This window comes from Kosakonia beeri, assembly GCF_054165705.1.
In genome coordinates, this window is record NZ_CM135106.1 from 3,972,341 (window position 1) to 3,993,575 (window position 21,235).

The 21,235-nt window shown below is 53.6% G+C and carries 19 protein-coding genes; 3 read left to right on the top strand and 16 right to left on the bottom strand.

Annotated elements, in window-relative coordinates; translation table 11 throughout:
• Positions 1–22 precede the first annotated feature (22 nt).
• Complete coding sequence (gene proS / locus ACUY4S_RS18840) at positions 23–1,741, top strand: proline--tRNA ligase (RefSeq protein ID WP_458021842.1); 1,719 nt, start codon at positions 23–25, stop codon at positions 1,739–1,741.
• A gap of 57 nt (positions 1,742–1,798) precedes the next feature.
• Here the strand turns inward: proS and nlpE are convergent, their stop codons facing one another.
• From nlpE to ACUY4S_RS18855, 3 genes are read right to left on the bottom strand one after another with little or no spacing between them, the layout of a single operon-like run.
• A complete protein-coding gene (nlpE, locus tag ACUY4S_RS18845; RefSeq protein ID WP_312687444.1) occupies positions 1,799–2,494 on the bottom strand; it encodes an envelope stress response activation lipoprotein NlpE in 696 nt (231 codons plus the stop codon).
• Positions 2,495–2,529: 35 nt separating this feature from the next.
• On the bottom strand, positions 2,530–2,952 hold the full coding sequence (gene arfB / locus ACUY4S_RS18850; protein ID WP_312687443.1) for an alternative ribosome rescue aminoacyl-tRNA hydrolase ArfB: 423 nt from the start codon (positions 2,950–2,952) through the stop codon (positions 2,530–2,532).
• A complete protein-coding gene (locus ACUY4S_RS18855; RefSeq protein WP_312687441.1) occupies positions 2,949–3,494 on the bottom strand; it encodes a YaeQ family protein in 546 nt (181 codons plus the stop codon). Before ACUY4S_RS18855 ends, arfB begins: the two co-directional genes overlap by 4 nt.
• A gap of 195 nt (positions 3,495–3,689) precedes the next feature.
• On the opposite strand from ACUY4S_RS18855, the gene ACUY4S_RS18860 reads away from it, so the two are divergent.
• Together ACUY4S_RS18860 and rof are read left to right on the top strand one after the other, a co-directional pair.
• Entirely contained in the window at positions 3,690–3,890 is a 201-nt protein-coding gene (locus ACUY4S_RS18860; protein ID WP_312687438.1) for a YaeP family protein, read from the top strand.
• A complete protein-coding gene (gene rof, locus ACUY4S_RS18865) occupies positions 3,877–4,137 on the top strand; it encodes a Rho-binding antiterminator (protein ID WP_312687436.1) in 261 nt (86 codons plus the stop codon). Before ACUY4S_RS18860 ends, rof begins: the two co-directional genes overlap by 14 nt.
• Positions 4,138–4,165: 28 nt before the next feature.
• Here the strand turns inward: rof and tilS are convergent, their stop codons facing one another.
• From tilS to rseP, 13 genes are all read right to left on the bottom strand, one after another.
• A complete protein-coding gene (gene tilS / locus ACUY4S_RS18870; protein WP_312687435.1) occupies positions 4,166–5,461 on the bottom strand; it encodes a tRNA lysidine(34) synthetase TilS in 1,296 nt (431 codons plus the stop codon).
• Between the two features lie 63 nt (positions 5,462–5,524).
• Positions 5,525–5,914: a VOC family protein gene (locus tag ACUY4S_RS18875; RefSeq protein ID WP_312687434.1), complete on the bottom strand. Its 390-nt coding sequence runs from the start codon at positions 5,912–5,914 to the stop codon at positions 5,525–5,527.
• Positions 5,915–5,973: 59 nt separating this feature from the next.
• Positions 5,974–8,112, bottom strand: coding sequence for a lysine decarboxylase LdcC (locus ACUY4S_RS18880; protein ID WP_312687432.1), 2,139 nt, complete (start codon positions 8,110–8,112; stop codon positions 5,974–5,976).
• A gap of 98 nt (positions 8,113–8,210) precedes the next feature.
• Positions 8,211–9,170 (bottom strand): acetyl-CoA carboxylase carboxyl transferase subunit alpha, encoded by a 960-nt coding sequence (gene accA / locus ACUY4S_RS18885; RefSeq protein ID WP_017458011.1) that lies wholly within the window; start codon positions 9,168–9,170, stop codon positions 8,211–8,213.
• Positions 9,171–9,182: 12 nt separating this feature from the next.
• Positions 9,183–12,665, bottom strand: coding sequence for a DNA polymerase III subunit alpha (gene dnaE / locus ACUY4S_RS18890; RefSeq protein WP_458021841.1), 3,483 nt, complete (start codon positions 12,663–12,665; stop codon positions 9,183–9,185).
• Between the two features lie 27 nt (positions 12,666–12,692).
• The gene (gene rnhB, locus ACUY4S_RS18895) at positions 12,693–13,289 is read right to left on the bottom strand and encodes a ribonuclease HII (RefSeq protein WP_312687428.1); all 597 of its coding nucleotides are present in this window, start codon (positions 13,287–13,289) and stop codon (positions 12,693–12,695) included.
• A complete protein-coding gene (gene lpxB / locus ACUY4S_RS18900; RefSeq protein WP_458021840.1) occupies positions 13,286–14,434 on the bottom strand; it encodes a lipid-A-disaccharide synthase in 1,149 nt (382 codons plus the stop codon). Before lpxB ends, rnhB begins: the two co-directional genes overlap by 4 nt.
• Positions 14,434–15,222, bottom strand: a complete 789-nt coding sequence (lpxA, locus tag ACUY4S_RS18905) for an acyl-ACP--UDP-N-acetylglucosamine O-acyltransferase (protein ID WP_312687425.1) — start codon at positions 15,220–15,222, stop codon at positions 14,434–14,436. Before lpxA ends, lpxB begins: the two co-directional genes overlap by 1 nt.
• Positions 15,223–15,225: 3 nt before the next feature.
• Complete coding sequence (fabZ, locus tag ACUY4S_RS18910; RefSeq protein ID WP_007373234.1) at positions 15,226–15,681, bottom strand: 3-hydroxyacyl-ACP dehydratase FabZ; 456 nt, start codon at positions 15,679–15,681, stop codon at positions 15,226–15,228.
• Positions 15,682–15,786: 105 nt separating this feature from the next.
• Positions 15,787–16,812, bottom strand: coding sequence for a UDP-3-O-(3-hydroxymyristoyl)glucosamine N-acyltransferase (lpxD, locus tag ACUY4S_RS18915; protein ID WP_458021839.1), 1,026 nt, complete (start codon positions 16,810–16,812; stop codon positions 15,787–15,789).
• A 3-nt stretch (positions 16,813–16,815) separates the two neighbouring features.
• Entirely contained in the window at positions 16,816–17,310 is a 495-nt protein-coding gene (gene skp / locus ACUY4S_RS18920) for a molecular chaperone Skp (RefSeq protein WP_312687419.1), read from the bottom strand.
• A 117-nt stretch (positions 17,311–17,427) separates the two neighbouring features.
• Positions 17,428–19,845: an outer membrane protein assembly factor BamA gene (gene bamA, locus ACUY4S_RS18925; protein WP_312687417.1), complete on the bottom strand. Its 2,418-nt coding sequence runs from the start codon at positions 19,843–19,845 to the stop codon at positions 17,428–17,430.
• A 31-nt stretch (positions 19,846–19,876) separates the two neighbouring features.
• Positions 19,877–21,226, bottom strand: a complete 1,350-nt coding sequence (rseP, locus tag ACUY4S_RS18930) for a sigma E protease regulator RseP (protein ID WP_458021838.1) — start codon at positions 21,224–21,226, stop codon at positions 19,877–19,879.
• Positions 21,227–21,235 lie beyond the last annotated feature (9 nt).

A 21,235-nucleotide genomic window follows, 5' to 3' on the forward strand; every position in this document is an offset into this window, starting at 1 on the left:
GTCCAAATGGAACCGTAACAACATGCGTACTAGCCAATATCTGCTCTCCACCCTGAAGGAGACGCCTGCCGACGCCGAAGTCATCAGCCACCAGCTGATGCTGCGCGCCGGGATGATCCGCAAACTGGCCTCCGGGTTGTATACCTGGCTGCCGACCGGTGTGCGTGTTCTGAAAAAAGTCGAAAACATCGTGCGTGAAGAGATGAACAACGCCGGTGCGATTGAGGTGTCAATGCCAGTCGTGCAGCCAGCAGACCTGTGGCAGGAGAGCGGTCGCTGGGAGCAGTACGGTCCGGAACTGCTGCGTTTCGTCGATCGCGGCGAGCGTCCTTTTGTACTCGGCCCGACACATGAAGAAGTGATCACTGACCTGATCCGCAACGAGCTGAACTCTTACAAACAGCTGCCGCTGAACTTCTTTCAGATCCAGACTAAATTCCGCGATGAAGTACGCCCGCGCTTTGGCGTAATGCGCTCCCGCGAGTTCCTGATGAAAGATGCTTACTCTTTCCATACTTCTCAGGAGTCTTTGCAGGAAACCTACGACGCGATGTACGCAGCGTATAGCAAAATCTTCAGCCGTATGGATCTTGATTTCCGCGCGGTACAGGCTGATACGGGCTCCATCGGTGGTAGCGCATCGCACGAGTTCCAGGTGCTGGCGCAGAGCGGTGAAGATGATGTGATCTTCTCTGACTCCTCTGATTTTGCCGCCAACATCGAATTTGCCGAGGCGTTAGCGCCTAAAGAACCACGCGCCGCAGCCACGCAGGAAATGACGCTGGTTGATACCCCTAACGCAAAAACCATCGCCGAGCTGGTTGAGCAGCACAACCTGCCGATTGAAAAGACGGTGAAAACCCTGCTGGTGAAAGCCACCGAAGAGAGCGGTTCAGCACTGGTTGCGCTGTTAGTGCGCGGCGATCATGAACTGAACGAAGTGAAAGCCGAGAAGCTGCCGCAGGTTGCTGCCCCGTTGACCTTCGCCACCGAAGCGGAAATTCGCGCTGTGGTTAATGCAGGCCCTGGTTCTCTTGGCCCGGTCAATATGCCGGTTCCTGTTGTGATTGACCGCACCGTGGCTGCCATGAGTGATTTCGCCGCAGGCGCGAATATCGACGGCAAACATTACTTTGGTATTAACTGGGATCGCGATGTCGCTACCCCGGAAGTGGCGGACATCCGTAACGTCGTGGCAGGCGATCCGAGCCCGGATGGCAAAGGCACCCTGCTGATCAAACGCGGTATTGAAGTTGGCCACATCTTCCAACTGGGCACAAAATATTCTCAGGCATTGAATGCCGCCGTTCAGGGCGAAGATGGCCGTAACCAGATCCTGACCATGGGTTGCTATGGTATCGGTGTGACGCGCGTGGTGGCTGCGGCAATTGAGCAGAACCACGACGAGCGCGGTATCGTGTGGCCGGACGCTATTGCACCTTTCCAGGTCGCAATCCTGCCGATGAACATGCACAAATCCTACCGTGTACAGGAACTGGCCGAAAAACTGTATGCCGAACTGCGCGCACAGGGCATTGAAGTCCTGATGGACGATCGTAAAGAGCGTCCGGGTGTGATGTTTGCCGATATGGAACTGATCGGTATTCCACACACCGTTGTGATCGGCGATCGCAACCTCGACAACGACGATATCGAATACAAATATCGTCGTAATGGTGAGAAACAGCTCATCAAAACCGGGGATATCCTGAATTATCTGGTCAATGCCATCAAAGGCTAAGCCTCAGAAAACAAAAAGCCCCTTCCGGGGCTTTTTTAATACAACCTATCCAGAGCATCAGTCATTACACCCTTTTCTGGCGTTAAATTTGCCCTTACTGTTTGTCACCAGTACTTTCTGAGCGGCTCCCGTGTCCGGATTAGGCTCAATCGCAAAATGCCCGTCTACCACCAGCAGAACAGGTTTGGTTTCTGTTCCACGCGCTGCGGCGTAATCACGCTCAAGTTGCGCATTGCTGGCCACCGTCATTTTCTTCCCTGTTGCACAGTCGGTAAAAATTGCCGCGTCAGCCATGTACATGTACATGCCTCGCATCGTCATCGGGGTTGCCGGCAGCGCCGCGTTCACGGGCTGCAGCGTATAGTTAAGCCGCGAGGAAATCGGATTGCCTTCCCGGTCGAGCATCTCCAGCGCTTCACCTTTGGCGCGGAAATAGGTTTTCTCGCCATGGGAGTCCGTGAGAATAAGCTTATCCGCCGTGCGCGCCCAGTTACCATAAGAGCCAAACACTGAAGGCGCTTTCCCCCCGTGATAGCGCTGATTCATCACCCAGCTCCCCTCTTTCGACAGAAAGAGCGATGTTTCGATCCCCTCGCAATCTGCGCAAGGCAGCACGCCACGCCAGCTTTGCTGCATCGGTTTCAGCTCTTCAAGCTGAGCAGGCTGAACGGTTTCGACCTCGCCGCGGTTATTACACCCGATGAGGGCAAACAGCAGGCCGCCCACCATTGCTGATAAAATAGCCTTATTCACTTTATTTTCCTTATGAACAGTACCGTTAATGTGCGTCAGCCATCATGGCGGCGAACCTTACCGCGCAATGCTTTGACCGAGGACTTTTGCGCTTTTGTCGTTAGCCGGCGCTCTTTCGAAGCGCGGGTCGGGCGTGTTGCCCGGCGGCTTTTTTGCACAACGGTCAATTCTTTGATCAGCGCAACCAGGCGGGCTATCGCCGCGTCGCGATTCATTTCCTGGCTGCGATACTCCTGCGCTTTTATCACGATCCAGCCATCGCTGCTAATCAGATGGTGCGACGCTTCAAGCAGGCGTGCTTTGTAATACTCTGGCAGACTGGACGCCCGAATATCAAAACGCAGGTGAATGGCCGTTGAACTCTTATTCACATGCTGCCCGCCCGCGCCCTGTGCCCGCACGGCAGTGATTTCCAGTTCATCTTCAGGCACAGAAACCGTTCTGGAAATTTCGATCATTGCTGCTGCCAGGCTTCAGGGTGGATTTCCAGATTGCGTTCATTAGCAGACAGCCAGATTGCGCCATCCTGCAATGTCGCCTGGAGCGTCATTGTGCGATCGTCCGCAAACGCACTGAGCCCCGCCAGTTGTTCATCGTCCAGATACCAGATGCTCAGATTTTTGAACATGGCGCAGCGGGACTGGTTTTGCTGCCACCAAATTTGCGCCGCACGAGAATTATAGGTAAATAACGCCACCTCTTTTGCCTGGGTGCAGGCTTTCTTCAGTCGCTTTTCATCCGGCAGCCCTAATTCAATCCACAGATCGATGCCAAGGTAATCATTGCGTAGCCACGCTTCCGGCTCCTCTTCAGCGCTCAAACCACGGGTAAATTGCAGGCGTTCGTCGGCGTACTTTATCCAGGCCAGCAGGCGCAGCATCATACGTTCTTGCGTCTCGGAAGGATGGCGAGCCAGGGTCAGTGTGGCATCTAAAAACTGATTGCGATCCAGATCAGCCACATTCACTACCGCTTTATAAATTGTCGCTTTAAGCGCCATTGCACCTCTCCTTCATAAAATGGCGGCTATTGTAGCGAATCTGAGCATAAAGCGCTGTTATCTCTTGAGCGTATAGGCATTCATCGCTCTGATAATGATATCCGGGCTGTGGTATAGTCACCTTGCTAAACAAAGTGTATGTTCGTAGGCTTAGTGTTATCTCACAGTAAAGTCAGGTTGCTGACAGGAGGTGATGTGAACAATTATTGTGAGTTAGTGCGTAAACGCTATGCAGAAATTGCCAGCGGGGATTTGGGCTATATTCCGGACGCGCTGGGATGCGTTTTGAAAGTGCTGAATGAAATGGCGTCGGATGACACCGTTTCGGAGTCGGTCAGGGAAAAGGCGGCGTATGCTGCCGCGAACTTACTGGTGAGCGATTATGTCAATAAATGATGCATATCAACCCATCAACTGTGATGACTATGACAACCTTGAGCTCGCCTGCCAGCATCATCTTTTACTGACGCTGGAATTAAAAGATGGCGAAAAGCTCAACGCCAAAGCCAACGATTTAGTCTCACGAAAAAATGTGGAGTATCTGGTGGTCGATGTCGCGGGCACAGCGCGCGAACTGCGCCTCGACAAAATTGCCAGCTTCAGCCATCCTGAAATCGGCACCGTTGTGGTGAGCGAGTCCTGAATGTACTGCGGGCAGCGCATGTTGCCCGTTATCTTTGCCACTGCAGCTGCACACTCCGTTGCGCCTCTTTCCTGGCTCCCTCTTGCGTGACAAAAACTCCCGCTGCCGCAATCAATGTTTCGCCATAGAATAAGAGCGGTGTGGTATCGCGCCGCCAGGGGGCGACACCCAGCTCCTGCCAAATTTTCTTCAGCTTGCGTCCACCATGACGCCCGACAATATGCAACAACCCCGACGCCTGAAAACGCACAGATACCGCCTCGTCGGCCTTGGGGGCGCGTAATTCGCCGCCAACAGAGAGCGAGAGTTGCCCTAATCCGGCCGGTAATAGCAGCGGTCTGGCAAGATCCTCCCAGACAAGCAGCGTTTCACGCTGGCTGGCGATCGTCGGGATCCACCATAAATATCCCTGATAGCGCCGTACTTCATATTCGCCCAAACGCAGACATGGCTGGGCATCTTCTCGTGCCAGCGCCACTTCCAGCCAGATCCGCTGCAGCATAGCGCGTGAGGGCATTGGTGCCCCTTGCCCGGCCAGCCAGCGGCGCAGCAACGCACTGCGCCGCACTTCGCTGATCGCCGCTAACGACACAATCGCGAGGGCACCCTCTGCCGAGGTCGCAGCCGCTAGCTCATCAGCTAACAACTCGTCCAGCAGTTGCTCCTGTTCCCCGCACAGCGCTGCGCTGCGTGCTGTCGCTTGCGCAAACTGCGGCCAGCGAGCCGTAAGACGCGGCAGGATATGTAAACGCAGAAAGTTGCGATCGAAGCGGTCATCGGCATTACTTTCATCCTCAATCCAGCACAGCGCGTGCTGCCGCGCCCATTCCTGAAGCGTCTCCCGCGTTTCATTGAGCAGCGGGCGAATAAGCTGAGTACCTGCAAATGGCAGCGTTTCTGGCATCGCCGACAGTCCGGCAGGCCCGCTCCCCCGCTTCAACGCCAGTAAAAACGTTTCACACTGATCGTCCAGATGCTGCGCCGTCAATAAAACCTCGCCGGGCAGCAACGTCTGGCAAAACGCCTGATAACGCGCCTGCCGCGCCTGCGCCTCAATGCCTTCGCCTTTTTCTTCCAGCGTTACGCGCACAACGGTGAGAGGAATATGCCATTGGTCGCAAAGATTCTGGCAGTGCGTAACCCAACTGTCGGCATGGGGACTTAAACCGTGGTGCACGTGCACAGCCCGCAGACGGATATCAGGCTCCTGACCGCGTAACAGCATTAGTTTATGCAGAAGAACGGTTGAATCCAGGCCACCACTCAGCGCCACCAGAAACTGGCGCGAAGCGGTCGGTAACAAAGCGGAAAGTGACGAAGCCATAACGATTATCAAAACGGAAACATTGCCCGGAACGTTACCGGGCAATACCGTATGTGGCAAGTACTACTGCTGGTAAAGCTCCAGCGGCAGTCCATCGGGATCATTGAAGAAGGTAAAACGTTTTTCAGTACAGGGATCAACGCGGATCGCTTCACACTCCACGCCATGCGCCTGCAAATGAGCGACTGCGCGGTCGATATCATCAACGCTGAATGCCAGATGGCGTAAACCGCACGCTTCCGGGCGGCTGGGGCGGCAAGGCGGGAACGGAAACGAAAACAGTTCAATCACATATTGTCCGTTGAGAGCCAAATCGCCTTTCCAGGAGTCACGCGCTTCCCGGTACACTTCGCTTTGCAGGGTGAAGCCAAGAATATCGCAGTAGAAAGCTTTGCTCCTGGCGTAATCCGTGGCAATGATGGCAATGTGATGAACCTGTTTTAATCCCAGCATGGTCGCTCCTTATTTTCGATATGTGAACGTTACCGCCGCCCGGTTTTGCCCGCAATAGCTCAGTGGACTTTTAAGACTCGTACCCGGTAGACCCCTTCTTCATCACGTTTTGCGCCGTGGATATCGGTTTCAAAACCAGGGTAGTGGCGGCCAATGGCACACAACATCAGCAAGAAATCGAGCACTGGTCGACTCTCTTCGGTGATCATTTCCCCGGGCATGACCAGCGGGACGCCTGGCGGATAAGGCAGGATCATATTGGCAGAGATACGCCCGCTGAGTTTTTCCAGTTCGATGGTTTCTACTTCGCCCTGGATCTGCCGCTGCCAGGCCTGGTGCGGAGTCATTTTCATTACTGGCAGCACATCGAACGCCTGCAACATCAGGCGAGGAAGATCGTGCTGGCGAATAAGGCGATGGATCCCCTGCGCTAAATCCTGAATGCGCATATTGCGGTAGAAGTCCGGATCTTCTGCATACAGATCCGGCAGCATATTCCTCACACGCAGGTTGAGATCAAAGGCACGTTTAAACTCCATTAGCCCACGCAGCAGCCCCATCGCACGGGTTTTATCAATGCCGATGCTGAACAAAAACAGCAGGTTGTACGGCCCGGTCTTTTCAACCACCACGCCGCGCTCATCAAGAAACTTAGCAACCAGCGCCGCCGGGATCCCCTCTTCGCCCATGTTCCCCCGCTCATCCATACCCGGCGTGAGGATCGTCACTTTGACCGGATCAAGGAACATATGATCGGCATCGGCCTCGCGAAAGCCATGCCAGCTTTCACTGGGTGACACCGGCCAGCAGTCGGCTTCGTCGATCTCCTCCGGCTGCCAGATGTCAAAGAACCAGCCATCGGCTTCCTCTTTCAGGCGCTGCACCTCCTTACGAAAATGCAACGCACGCTCCACCGACCGGTTGATCAGCCGCTTTCCGGGATTACCACGCAACATCGCTGCTGCGGTTTCAATGGAGGCCACCAGCGGGTAACTCGGCGAGGTGGAGGTGTGCATCATAAACGCTTCGTTGAAGGTATCTTCATCGTAATCGCCCTTAATATGAATCAATGACGCCTGCGAAAACGCCGCCAGCATTTTGTGCGTCGACTGGGTTTCAAAGAAGACTTTTCCGGGCACCCGTTCGCCGCTCATTCCACTTTTACCGGCATAAATCGGATGGAAATTGGTATACGGCACCCAGGCGGAATCAAAGTGAATCGACGGCACATCGAGTGTTTTCTTGATCCAGTCGGTGTTGTAGAGCAAGCCATCGTAAGTAGAGTTGGTGATGACGGCGTGCACCGGCCAGCGTGCCTCAGGGGTCGTAGCGACCTTCTGTTCAATGCTGGCGTGGGTAAACTCCCGACGCGGGATCCCGCCCAAAATCCCCAGCGCGTTACGGCCTGGTTTTAGCCATAGCGGAACGACATCACTCATCATCAACAGGTGAGCAAGTGACTTATGACAGTTGCGATCGATAAGCAACGTGCTGCCCGCCGGGGCGGCATACATGCCAACAATTTTGTTCGACGTTGAGGTACCGTTGGTCACCATATAGCTTTGCTCCGCACCAAAAGTACGTGCGATGTACTCTTCCGCTTCGAGATGCGGCCCGGTGTGATCCAGCAACGATCCCAGCTCAGTGACCGAGATCGACACATCCGCCTTAAGAGTGTTACCGCCGAAAAAGTCATAGAACAGGCAGCCCACCGGGCTTTTTTGATACGCCGTACCCGCCATATGGCCCGGTGTACAGAAGGTGTATTTGCCCTCTTTGACATAGGTGAACAGTGCGCGGGTAAACGGCGGAGTGATGTTCTCCAGATACTCTTTGGTGTACTGACCAATGCGCGTCGCAATATCGTCTGCCACACCGAGAGCATATTCAAAGAACCACAGCGCCATACGCATATCCTGCGCGCTAACATCCATCGTCGAGTGGGTGTTAATAAAAGCGTAGAGCGGAAGGTATTCGTTAAGTTGATTGATTTCGCTGCACAGATCGAGCGAGTACTCATCCCAGTCAAAAATAACCCCGCAGATCCGTGGGTTATGCTCGATAAACTTCAGCAGGTCGTTGCTGTTTTGCGGCCAGATAATCTGAAAACCTTGTGCCTGTAACGCCTGCTCCAGCTCCTTAATGGGTTCATCTTTATAGAAAACGCCATGGGGTCCCATGATGGCAATTATATTCACGCCTACCTCCTGCAAAAACATTAGCTAAGCATAGTTGAGCTAAACGCAGGTATAAAAAAAGCCGCATCAGGTGCGGCTTTTTCAGACAGGGATGACAATCAGGCGTAGCCGTAGCTCATCAGACGCTGGTAACGACGATTACGCAGATCGTCTTTGCTCAGCACATCCAGATCGGCCAGATCGGCCAGCAGTTGCGCTTTCAGCGATGCTGCCATTGTTTCCGGATTGCGATGAGCGCCGCCCAGCGGTTCCGGGATAATGGAGTCGATCAGTTTCAGCTCTTTCAGACGCGGGGCGATAATGCCCATCGCTTCTGCTGCCAGCGGCGCTTTGTCTGCGCTTTTCCACAGAATAGAAGCACAACCTTCCGGAGAAATAACGGAATAGGTGCTGTACTGCAGCATATTCACTTTATCGCCCACACCGATTGCCAGCGCGCCGCCGGAGCCGCCTTCACCGATCACGGTGCAAATAACCGGCACGTTAAGGCGAGACATTTCACGCAGGTTGCGGGCAATAGCTTCGGACTGACCACGCTCTTCAGCACCCACGCCCGGGTAGGCACCCGGCGTGTCAATAAAGGTGATGATCGGCATGTTAAAGCGTTCCGCCATCTCCATCAGACGCAGCGCTTTACGGTAGCCTTCTGGCGCCGGCATACCGAAGTTACGGCGAATTTTTTCTTTGGTTTCGCGGCCTTTCTGGTGGCCGATAATCATGACCGGACGACCATCCAGACGCGCGATACCGCCAACAATGGCTTTATCATCGGCATAGGCACGGTCACCAGCCAGCTCGTCGAACTCATCGAAAGCCAGGCGGACGTAATCCAGGGTGTATGGACGCAGCGGATGGCGTGCCAGTTGGGCAACCTGCCATGCGCCAAGATCGGCGAAAATTTTGCGCGTCAGCTCTACGCTTTTTTCGCGCAGACGATGCACCTCTTCGTCGATGTTAATATCCAGTTTTTCATCCTGACGGCCAACGGCGGTCAGAGAATCGATTTTCGCTTCCAGCTCAGCAATCGGCTGTTCGAAATCAAGGAAATTCAGACTCATAGTATTCCTGTATTAGTCAAACTCCAGTTCCACCTGCTCCGAACCAATGAGGCCACGCAAATCGTTGAGTAAACGATCGCTCGGAGAGACGCGCCACGTTGCGCCAAAGCGTAACCGCGCACGCGCATCCGTCCTCTGATAGTAGAGATGTACTGGAATGGTTCCCGAACGGTGCGGTTCCAGAGACTGACGGAGTCGGTTTAAAAGCTGGTCATCAATTTGCCTGTCCGTCAGCGAGATAGCAAGCCCACGGGCATATTTTTCCCGGGCTTCGTCAATGTCCATCACTTCGCGGGCGGTCATTTTAAGCCCCCCGCTGAAGTCATCAAAGCTGACCTGTCCGCTAACGATAAGTATGCGGTCTTTTTCCAGCAATTGCTGGTATTTATCCAGTGCATCAGTGAACAACATCACTTCAAGACGCCCGGAACGGTCATCCAACGTACAGATGCCGATTCGATTGCCGCGTTTGGTGACCATAACCCGCGCGGCAATAACGAGCCCCGCCGCCGTGGTGACTTTCCCACGTTCAGTCGGATGCATGTCTTTCAGCCGATAGCCTCCGACATAGCGCTCAATTTCTTTTAAATACTGGTTGATCGGGTGCCCCGTCAGGTAAAGCCCTAACGTTTCACGCTCGCCATCCAGTTGAACCTGTTCTGGCCAGGGCTGGCAACTGGCGTAAGATTGCTCAATTTGCTCCGGCTCTTCTGCCAATACACCAAACATGTCTGCCTGACCGATCGCTTCCGCTTTTGCGTGTTGATCGGCGGCTTTCAGCGCGTCGCTCAATGAGTTCATCAACGCTGCACGATGCGGCCCCAGGCGGTCAAATGCCCCGGACATAATCAGCTTTTCCAGCACCCGACGGTTGAGCTTTTTAATATCCGTGCGCGCACAGAGATCGAACAATTCGCGGAAATAGCCGCCGTTGTTGCGCGCTTCAATAATGGCTTCAATCGGCCCTTCACCCACGCCTTTAATGGCGCCGATACCGTAGACGATCTCGCCGTCATCATTCACATGGAAATGGTAAAGACCTGAGTTGATATCCGGCGGCAGGATTTTCAGCCCCATACGCCAGCACTCATCCACCAGCCCCACCACTTTTTCGGTGTTATCCATATCGGCGGTCATCACCGCCGCCATAAATTCCGCCGGATAATGCGCTTTTAACCACAGCGTCTGATATGACACCAAAGCATAGGCGGCAGAGTGCGATTTGTTAAATCCATACCCGGCGAATTTCTCCACCAGGTCAAAGATTTTCATCGCCAGCTCGCCATCAACGCCGTTTTTCTTTGCGCCGTCTTCGAAGATGCTGCGCTGCTTCGCCATCTCTTCCGGCTTTTTCTTACCCATGGCGCGACGCAGCATATCCGCCCCACCCAGGGTGTAGCCAGAGAGCACCTGGGCAATCTGCATCACCTGTTCCTGGTAAAGAATGATGCCGTAAGTCGGCTCCAGTACCGGTTTCAGGCTCTCATGCTGCCACTGCACATCCGGGTAGGATATTTCTTCGCGCCCGTGCTTACGATCGATAAAGTTATCTACCATGCCTGATTGCAACGGCCCAGGGCGGAACAGGGCCACCAGCGCGATCATGTCTTCAAAGCAGTCTGGCTGCAGGCGTTTAATCAGATCTTTCATGCCGCGGGATTCAAGTTGGAATACCGCCGTGGTTTCCGAACGCTGCAGCATGTCAAAACTTTTCTTGTCATCCAGAGGGATGGCGGCGATGTCCAGCGGCTCCAGCCCCTGCTTCTCGCGACGGGCGTTGATCATCTCCAGCGCCCAGTTGATGATGGTCAACGTACGCAGACCAAGGAAGTCGAACTTCACCAGGCCCGCATATTCCACATCGTTTTTATCGAACTGGGTGACCGGGTGCTGCCCGGCTTCATCGCAGTACAGCGGCGCAAAATCGGTGATTTTAGTCGGCGCGATCACCACACCACCGGCGTGTTTACCGGCATTTCGCGTTACGCCTTCCAGCTTACGCGCCATATCGATCAGCGCTTTGACTTCTTCGTCCGCTTCGTAGATTTCCGGCAGTTGCGGTTCGGCTTCAAACGCTTTCGCCAGTGTCATGCCAGGATCGGGCGGCACCAGCTTAGAGATCCTGTCGACAAAACCATACGGGTGCCCCAACACACGCCCCACATCGCGGATAACGGCTTTGGCCGCCATCGTACCGAAGGTAATGATCTGCGATACCGCATCACGCCCATACATGTCCGCCACATGCTCAATCACCTGGTCACGTTTCTCCATACAGAAGTCAACGTCGAAGTCGGGCATCGAAACACGTTCCGGGTTGAGGAAACGTTCAAACAGCAGGTCAAATTCCAGCGGATCAAGGTCAGTGATCTTCAGCGCATACGCCACCAACGACCCCGCACCAGAACCACGGCCAGGCCCTACCGGCACACCGTTGTCTTTCGACCACTGAATAAACTCCATCACGATCAGGAAGTAGCCAGGGAACCCCATCTGGTTAATAACCTGAAGTTCAATGTCCAGCCGCTCGTCATATTCCGGACGGCGCTTAAGGCGCTCTTCCTCATCCGGAAAGAGAAAAGCCAGACGCTCTTCCAGCCCCTCTTTCGACTTCGCGACAAGGAAATCTTCGGTGGTCATTTCACCGGTCGGGAATTGCGGCAAAAAGTACTCGCCCAGACGCACGGTGACGTTACAGCGTTTGGCAATTTCGACTGTGTTTTCCAGCGCTTCCGGAATATCGGAAAACAGCTCACACATTTCGTCTTCGCTGCGCATGTATTGCTGCGCAGAGTAATTGCGCGGGCGCTTGGGATCATCGAGGGTAAAACCATCATGGATCGCCACGCGGATCTCATGCGCATCGAAATCGCCCGCCTCAAGGAAACGGACATCGTTGGTGGCAACCACGGGCACGCCACGTGCTTCGGCCAGTTTCACCGCCGCGTGCAGATACGTTTCCTCATCAGCCCGCCCGGTGCGGATCAGCTCAAGGAAATAGCGATCGGGAAAATGCTCGGTATAGAAGGCCAGACATTGATCCACCAGCGCATCGTTGCCGCGCAACAGGCATTTGCCCACATCGCCCATACGCGCCCCGGAGAGCAAAATCAGGCCTTCATTCAATTCAGTCAACCAGTCGCGGTCGATCCACGGCCCTTGTGCACCGTATCCCCGCTGGTAGGCACGCGAAATCAGCAACGTAAGATTCTGGTAACCGGTATTGTTAGCGGCAAGGACGGTCAATTGCGTCAACTCGTCACCTAACAGATCGCACTGCACGTGAAAATCGGCACCAACAATGGGCTTCATGCCCGCGCCGTGGCCCGCTCCGTAAAACTTCACCAAACCACACAGGTTGGTGAAATCGGTGATCGCCAGCGCAGGCATACCCAGAGAGGCCGCCTTTTTCACCAGCGGCCCGGTTTTCGCCAGCCCATCAATCATGGAATAGTCGCTATGCACCCGAAGGTGTACGAAACGTGGTTCAGCCATTTTCAGATTCCTTTAACGCCACCAGAATCAGGACACAAGGCCCAACGCGCGTTTGACCGGCGCGAAACTGCGTCGGTGATGCTCGGTTGCGCCATGCTCCGCCAGCTTCTCCAGATGAAAAGCAGTAGGATAGCCTTTGTGCTGCGCAAAACCATATTGCGGAAATGTGATATCCAGTTCAGCCATCTCGGCGTCACGGGTCACTTTGGCGAGAATAGATGCCGCGCTGATTTCCGCAACCCGGCTATCGCCTTTAACAACCGCCAGCGATGGCACAGGCAGCAACGGGCAGCGGTTTCCGTCAATCAGTACGAACTCAGGACGGATTGCTAACCCAGCGACAGCACGCTGCATCGCCAGCATCGTGGCATGTAAAATATTCAGTTCGTCGATTTCGTGAGGTTCAGCGCGTCCAAGGCTCCAGGCCAGCGCCTTTTCTTTGATTTCATGGTAGAGCGACACGCGGCGCTTTTCGGACAATTTTTTAGAATCGTTAAGACCGAAAATCGGACGTTCAGGATCGAGGATCACGGCAGCCGTCACAACTGCGCCCACTAAAGGGCCGCGCCCTACTTCATCCACACCCGCAACTAAATGCGTATGCGGATAAACAAACTCTATCATTTTGCTAGCTCCAGCACGGCATCCGCCGCCTGCTCATCGGCATTACAGCGAATCTGCTGATGCAGTTCGCGAAAAATTTCATGCATCTCATGGCTGGTTTTGCCATTCGCCAGCAGAGGTTGCAGCGCTTGCGCCAGCGCCTTCGGCTGGCAATCATCTTGCAACAACTCTTTGACCAGTTCACGCCCGGCAAGCAAGTTCGGTAGCGACACATACGGGGTTTTCACCAGCCGTTTCGCCAGCCAGAAGGTGAAAGGCTTCATCCGGTAGCCCACCACCATCGGGCATTTTGCCAACATGCACTCCAGTGCGGCCGTACCAGAGGCCAGCAGTGCGGCATCGGCCGCGATCATCGCTTCGCGCGCCATACCGTCCAGCATATGCACAGGCAAATCGGGCGCGACATCAGCTTTTATGCGTTCAAACTGTTCGCGTCGTTTGGCATTCACCAGCGGCACCACGACTTCAAGATCGGGATAACGCTCACGCAGCAACTTTGCTGTGCGCAGGAAATCGCCGCTTAGCATCTCCACTTCCGCGCCACGACTACCCGGCAACAGAGCCAGGCAATGTACATCATGGGCAATGCCTAAATGGTCCCGCGCGGCATTTTTATCCGGATCCAGCGGCATGGCATCTGCCATGGTATGACCGATAAACCGGCACGGTACGTTGAATTTGTCATAAAACGCTTTTTCGAAAGGGAGAAATGCGAGCACCAGATCGGTGGCTCTGCCAATTTTGAAAACACGTTTTTGCCGCCATGCCCAGACTGACGGGCTGACGTAATGGATGGTTTTAATGCCCTGCTTTTTCAGGTTACCTTCAAGGGTAATGTTGAAATCCGGTGCGTCGATACCGACAAACACATCCGGCTGCAGTTCACTGAAGCGACGGGTCAGATCGACACGAATATGCAGTAAGCGGCGCAAACGGCCAAGAACTTCTACAATACCCATCACCGCCAGCTCTTCCATTTCATACCAGGCTTCGCAGCCTTCAGCTTGCATACGTGGCCCAGCCACACCCACAAAGCGGGCATGGGGCATACGGGCTTTAAGCGCCCGTATAAGACCCGCACCAAGAATATCGCCGGAGGTTTCTCCGGCGACCAGGGCTATCGTAAGAGGACGATTGTCGACCATTAACGAATCAGACCGCGCGTTGAGCGTTCGAAGAACTGTATAAACGCATCAACTTCCGGATGCTTAGCCGCAAGCTCTGCAATCTCCGGTTTCGCCTCTTCCAGCGTTTTACCGCTGCGGTACAACAGTTTGTACGCGTTGCGGATAGCCACTAACGCTTCTTTGCTAAATCCGCGACGCTTCAGACCTTCAATGTTCACGCCAAACGGCGTGGCATGGTTGCCCTGAGCAATCACGTACGGTGGAACGTCCTGCGCCACACCTGAACAGCCACCGACCATAACGTGCGCGCCGATAATGCAGAACTGGTGCACCGCGGTCATGCCACCGATAATCGCAAAGTCGTCAACGGAGACGTGCCCCGCCAGCGTCGCGTTATTCGCGAGGATGCAACGACTCCCAACCGTACAGTCATGCGCTACGTGTGCGTTGACCATCAGCAGGTTATCGCTACCCACCTTCGTCAATCCACCACCCTGAACTGTGCCGCGGTGAATGGTGACGCTTTCGCGAATGCGGTTGCGATCGCCAATTTCCACGCGGGTGGGTTCGCCAGCATATTTCAGATCCTGGTTAACCTCGCCGATGGAGGCGAACTGATAAATCTCGTTATCGCGGCCGATTTTGGTATGACCATTCACGACAACGTGAGACTTCAGTACGGTACCCTCACCAATTTCTACGTGAGGTCCCACAATACAGAATGGGCCGATATGCGCGTTAGCACCGATTACGGCACCGTCTTCGATAACGGCAGTTGGATGAATAAAGGCGGTTTTATCAATCACGTATCAGGCCTCCCGGCTACGTGCACACATCATAGTAGCTTCACAAACAACTTTACCGTCGACCAGCGCAACACCTTTAAAACGGGTCAGGCCGCGGCGGGTTTTCTCGAAAGTGACTTCCATGATCATTTGATCGCCTGGCACGACCGGGCGCTTAAAGCGCGCTTCATCGATACCGGCGAAATAGTACAGCTCACCTGGTTCCAGTTTTCCAACGCTTTTAAACGCCAGAATACCGGTTGCCTGCGCCATTGCTTCGAGGATCAGCACGCCCGGGAAAATCGGTTTGCCAGGGAAGTGCCCCTGGAAAAACGGTTCGTTTACCGAAACATTTTTGACTGCGCGTAGAAAACGACCTTCTTCAAAATCCAGCACACGGTCAACCAGTAAGAACGGGTAACGGTGCGGCAGAAGTTCCAGAATCTCTTCAATGTGCAGAGTATGAGTGTCAGTAGTCAAAATACTCTTCCTGTCTAAATATACTAAAAGGCAATAATAACACGGCCCGCGGCAATCGTGAGAATGCCGGCAGGCCGGAATCTAAACGCATTAAACGGTGAAGGGTTATTCTTGTTGATTAACCTTGCGCTCGACTGCTTTCAGGCGCTTGCTCATATCATCAATATTCATCACCAGGGCAGCGGTTTTGCGCCATACTTTGTTCGGTTGCAGCGGGATACCAGAAGAATAAATTCCAGGCTCAGTGATAGGACGCATAACCATCCCCATCCCCGTAACAGTAACCTTGTCGCAAATTTCCATATGCCCGTTGATTACGCTGGCGCCGCCAATCATGCAGTAACGGCCGATTTTCAGGCTGCCTGCCATAATGACACCACCCGCAACCGCGGTATTGTCGCCAATCACAACGTTATGTGCAATCTGGCACTGGTTATCAATGATCACACCGTTGCCGATGCAGGTATCGTCCAGCGCACCGCGATCGATAGTGGTACACGCGCCAATTTCGACGTTGTTGCCAATGATCACCCGTCCAAGCTGAGGGATTTTAACCCAGTTTCCGCGATCGTTGGCATAACCAAAACCATCGGAGCCAATCACCGTACCGGATTGCACGAGGCAATTTTCGCCGATCTCAATCTCGTGGTAAATGGAGACGTTAGCCCACAGACGCGAACCTGCACCAATTTTCGTATTTTTGCCGACGAAGCATCCCGCGCCGATAACCACGTTATCGCCCAGGGTGACGCCGGATTCGATCACCGCATTCGGGCCAATCGACACGTTGTTACCAAGCTTCGCCGTCGGATCAATCACCGCCCCGGGGGCAATGTTTTGCGCCGGCTGCGGCGTGGTATCCAGAATTTGAGCCATGCGCGCATACGTCAGGTACGGATTTTTTACGACCAGCGCTGCACTATTGGCAAAAGGAAGATCGTCTTGCGTCATGACAACGGCAGACGCCTGGCATGCGGCCAGGTGTTCACGGTATTTTGGATTTACCATGAAAGTGATGTGACCTGCTCCGGCAGATTGCATGGACGCAACGCCGGTGATGACGATATCGCCATCACCGTGTAATTCTGCATCCAACTGCTGAGCTAAATCAGCCAGTCGAATTGAAGGCATTACTTATTTAACCTGTTTCAGTACATCAGCGGTGATGTCTTTAACATCATTGCTGTTGTAAATAACGGCGTTGGAAGGAACAACCAGATCAATACCCTGGTCAGCAGCGACTTTTTTCACTGCAGTCTGGATGCGAGTAACCAGCTTACCGCGTTCTTCGTTAGAACGACGAGCCTGGTCCTGCTCGAAAGCTTGCGCTTTCTGGGCGAAAGCCTGGCTACCAGTAGTCAGATCTTTTTCCAGCTTGGCGCGATCGCTCGCTTTCATTGTGGAACCATCACGCTGCAGGCGCTGTTTTTTGGCTTGCAGGTCAGATTCCATGCTCTGCAGTTCGCTGGCGCGACCACCGAATTCGTTTTTCATCGTCTGAGAAACGCCGGAAGTCTGTGCAACCTGCTGTAACAGGTTACCCATATCGACAATCGCAATCTTGTCAGCTGCCTGAGCGGACGCTGCCATTGCCAAACCGAAACCTGCAGCTAATAACAACTTTTTCACAATTAACTCCTTACCATCCCGTTTGTACCCGCAGGTACAGCTCTTTGCGCGGCCGGGCCTTCTTCAGAAGGCCTCAGCCATCACTACACTGCTGACGCATTCCTTTGCAACGATGCGTTACCAGGTTTTACCAATGTTAAACTGGAACTGCTCCGCTTTGTCTCCATCGTACTTTTTGAACGGCTGGGCGTAGGAGAAGACCAACGGCCCTAATGGGGACATCCATTGTAACGCAATACCTGCCGACATACGGATATTGCTCGGATCGCTGTAATCCGGAATACCCAGCGCTTTCATCTGCTCGGTATTTTGCCAGTTTGTATCCCATACCGTACCCGCATCCCAGAAGAATGACGTACGAACAGAGTTGGCATATTTGTCGCTAATGAACGGTGTCGGTGTAATAAATTCGACGCTTGCTACGCCCATGGCGTTACCGCCCACCGCGTCATCGGATTTACAGACCGAGCCAGCAACCGTGTTATCACAGTTACTCTGGCTGTTACCTCCGTAGTACACCGCTTTCGGACCAATGTTATTGGACTGGAAGCCACGTACGGTACTTGAACCACCGGCGTAGAAGTTCTCATAGAATGGCATCTCTTTGCCACCTAAACCATCGCCATAGCCCCAGCGAGTACGACCCAGAATGACCCATTTGTGATCGTCATCAATCGGGAAGTAGGACGCGGTATCCACGGTAACTTTATAGAACTCGTTATCCGATCCCGGAATGGTGACTTTACCGTTCAGGTTGACACGGGTCCCTTTCGTCGGGAAATAACCACGGTCAAGGTTGTTATAAGTCCAACCGTAGTTAAAGGTGAAATCATCCGCCGAGTAGCCATTCTCGTCGTTCTGAGTGCTGGAATGCTGCCCTACAGAGTCGAGATAACGCCACATTGCCACCTGCGGTTCCATCTTAGACAGGCTGTTATGAACATAGCCTAAGCCGGTGCGCAGAGTGTTGTACTCGTTAATCGGGAAACCAAGCGTGCCGTCAACACCGTAACTTTTGTTGGTGTACGAGGACAGGTCCGCATCATCGGCTTTAAAGTCGTTATAGAAAATACGACCGCCAAGGCTGACGCCATCCACCGTAAAGTACGGGTTGGTGACCGAGAACTCAGAGTAAGTCTGGTAATCGTTTTTGGTACCGCTGATCCCGACAGAGTAACCGGTACCTAACCAGTTATCCTGCTGCACGCCAACCTGGAAGCTGACGCCACTCTCTGTACCGTAACCGACGCCGAAGTTAAAGCTACCGGTGTTACGCTCTTTCACTTTATAAACCACGTCAACCTGATCCGGACTGCCCGGTACACGCTGCGTTTCGGTATCGACGGTTTCAAAGTAGCCCAGACGGTTGAGACGCTCTTTACCCTGGTCAACTAAATCGCTGCCCAGCCAGGCCCCTTCCATCTGACGCATTTCGCGGCGCAGTACGGCATCTTTAGAGGTGTCGTTGCCTTCGAAGCGAATTTTACGCACGTAGAAGCGGTTGCCAGCATCCACATTGATGTGGAGCTTAACCGTTTTGTCGGTGTCGTTGATTTCCGGCTGCGACTGCACGCGCGGGTAGGCATAACCATAGCGACCCAGAAGCTTTTTGATATCGTCTTCCATTTTGGTCACTTTGGCGCCGTTATACAGCTCGCCCGGTTCGATTTTGGTCAGGCTCTCAATCTCAGCAGAGTGCCCGGCCAGATTACCTGTTACCTGAACACCGGAAAGCTTGTACAGATCGCCTTCAGTGACGTTAACGGTAATGTAGATGCCTTTCTTATCCGGCGTCAGGCTGACCTGAGTCGAATCGATATTGAAACGGGCATAGCCACGATCCAGATAGTAGCTACGTAGCGTTTCCAGGTCGCCTGCCAGTTTCTGTTTCTGGTATTTGCGATCGCCAACGACGTTCCACCATGGCACTTCATCACGCAACTGGAAGTTGGAAATCAACTGTTCCGTGCTAAAGGCGTGGTTGCCGACAATGTTAATCTGCTGGATCTGAGCGGATACCCCTTCCTGGAAGACCAGTTTCAGGTCAACGCGGTTACGCGGCAGCGGCGTTACAACCGCTTTAACGCTGGCGCTGTATTTACCCACGCTGTAATAGAAATCTTCCAGCCCTTTTTCGATATCGGATAAGGTTGTGCGATCGAGTGATTCACCAACACGCACGCCAGAAGCCTCAAGGTTCTGTTTCAGCATGTCATCTTTCACCGACTTGTTGCCGGAGAAGGTGATGCTGGCGATTGTTGGACGTTCTTTCACCTGGACAAGAAGCGTATCACCATCACGCAGGACGCGGACATCCTCAAAGTTGCCAGTGGCAAACAGTGCGCGAATGGTGCTACTGATATCTTCATCATTCACCGTATCACCAGGGCGTACTGGCATACTGAGGAGGGCCGCACCAACGGCGACACGCTGCAGGCCTTCGAAATGAATGTCCTTCACTACGAACCCGTCAGCACCGTATACGGTGGCGCTGCTAAACAGCAGCGACGCTATGAGCAACTTTTTCATCGCCATCGTTATTATGCGTTCTTCCTAACAAACTCTCTTACAAGCGAGAGAAATCATTGAAAAGTGCAAGCCCCATTAACAGCACCAGCAAAATAGAGCCAATGCGATAACTAAAGTCTTGAACTCGCTCGGATACCGGTCCGCCCTTCAGCTTCTCAATCGCCAAAAACAGCAGATGCCCGCCGTCAAGAACGGGTAATGGGAACAGGTTAATGATACCCAGGTTCACGCTGATTAAAGCGAGAAACATCAGGTAGTAAATCAACCCGAACTCCGCTGACATCCCAGCCCCCTGAGCTATCGAAATCGGCCCACTGAGGTTGTTCAGTTTTACATCACCGGTGATCAATTTCCCCAACATACTGACCGTCAACTTCATCAACTGCCACGTTTTGTCCGTGGCTTCGGCGATGGCGCTAAATGGCCCGTACTGGCGTACTGTCTTGTATTCATCTGGCAGCGGGATCACTTTGGGCACGACGCCCGCAAAGCCCTCTGCCTTGTTACCCGGCTTTGTATCCGGTATTAACGTCAAAGACAAGAGCGTCCCTTGTCTTTCTACTTCTAAAGCTAACGCCGTGCCAGGATTATCCCGGACCAGGCCAACAAATGTCATCCACTGTGTTAACTGCTGACCATCGACTTTAACGATCCTGTCGCCAGCTTGCAAACCTGCCTTGCTGGCAGCAGAGTCCGATTGAACCTCTGCCAGTACGGGTTCAAGCTGCGCAGCGCGAGGCCGGATCCCCAGTGACGAAACCGGATCGTCTTTATCAGGTGCGAAGGACCAGTGGCGTAAATCCAGCACTTTATCCTGACGATTGTTACTGCCGAAAGGCGCTACGCTGATGGTGGTCTGGCTATCGCCGATTTTAGACACCAGCTGTAAGCGTACTGCATCCCAATCAGGCGTTTCGATACCATCAATCGCTTTAAGTTCCGTACCGGGTGCAATTTGCGCCGTTGCTGCGATCGAGTTGGGTGTTATTTCACCAACAACCGGGCGAACGCCAGGGACACCAATGATAAACACCAGCCAGTAGGCAAAAATAGCAAAGAGGAAGTTGGCGATGGGACCCGCAGCGATAACTGCGGCACGTTGGCCGACAGTTTTATTGTTAAACGCATAATGGCGCATTTCCGGTGCCACCGGTTCAACGCGCTCATCCAGCATTTTTACGTATCCGCCCAGCGGGATAAGGGCGATAACAAATTCGGTACCGTGTTTATCCGTACGGCGCCAGAGCGCTTTACCAAAACCAATGGAGAAACGCTCGACGCGGACACCGCAACGGCGAGCAACCCAGAAATGGCCAAATTCATGCACGGTGATCAACACACCAAGCGCAACGATGAACGCCGCCAGATTCCAGAGAATGCTCAACATAAAACCTTC

What these genes read in the sequence shown, in the direction of transcription:
- proS (WP_458021842.1), top strand. Translation starts at nt 23, where the DNA reads ATGCGTACTAGCCAATATCTGCTCTCCACCCTGAAGGAGACGCCTGCC.
- arfB (WP_312687443.1), bottom strand. Translation starts at nt 2,952, where the DNA reads ATGATCGAAATTTCCAGAACGGTTTCTGTGCCTGAAGATGAACTGGAA.
- ACUY4S_RS18855 (WP_312687441.1), bottom strand. Translation starts at nt 3,494, where the DNA reads ATGGCGCTTAAAGCGACAATTTATAAAGCGGTAGTGAATGTGGCTGAT.
- rof (WP_312687436.1), top strand. Translation starts at nt 3,877, where the DNA reads ATGTCAATAAATGATGCATATCAACCCATCAACTGTGATGACTATGAC.
- tilS (WP_312687435.1), bottom strand. Translation starts at nt 5,461, where the DNA reads ATGGCTTCGTCACTTTCCGCTTTGTTACCGACCGCTTCGCGCCAGTTT.
- ACUY4S_RS18875 (WP_312687434.1), bottom strand. Translation starts at nt 5,914, where the DNA reads ATGCTGGGATTAAAACAGGTTCATCACATTGCCATCATTGCCACGGAT.
- accA (WP_017458011.1), bottom strand. Translation starts at nt 9,170, where the DNA reads ATGAGTCTGAATTTCCTTGATTTCGAACAGCCGATTGCTGAGCTGGAA.
- dnaE (WP_458021841.1), bottom strand. Translation starts at nt 12,665, where the DNA reads ATGGCTGAACCACGTTTCGTACACCTTCGGGTGCATAGCGACTATTCC.
- rnhB (WP_312687428.1), bottom strand. Translation starts at nt 13,289, where the DNA reads ATGATAGAGTTTGTTTATCCGCATACGCATTTAGTTGCGGGTGTGGAT.
- lpxB (WP_458021840.1), bottom strand. Translation starts at nt 14,434, where the DNA reads ATGGTCGACAATCGTCCTCTTACGATAGCCCTGGTCGCCGGAGAAACC.
- lpxD (WP_458021839.1), bottom strand. Translation starts at nt 16,812, where the DNA reads ATGCCTTCAATTCGACTGGCTGATTTAGCTCAGCAGTTGGATGCAGAA.
- bamA (WP_312687417.1), bottom strand. Translation starts at nt 19,845, where the DNA reads ATGGCGATGAAAAAGTTGCTCATAGCGTCGCTGCTGTTTAGCAGCGCC.
- rseP (WP_458021838.1), bottom strand. Translation starts at nt 21,226, where the DNA reads ATGTTGAGCATTCTCTGGAATCTGGCGGCGTTCATCGTTGCGCTTGGT.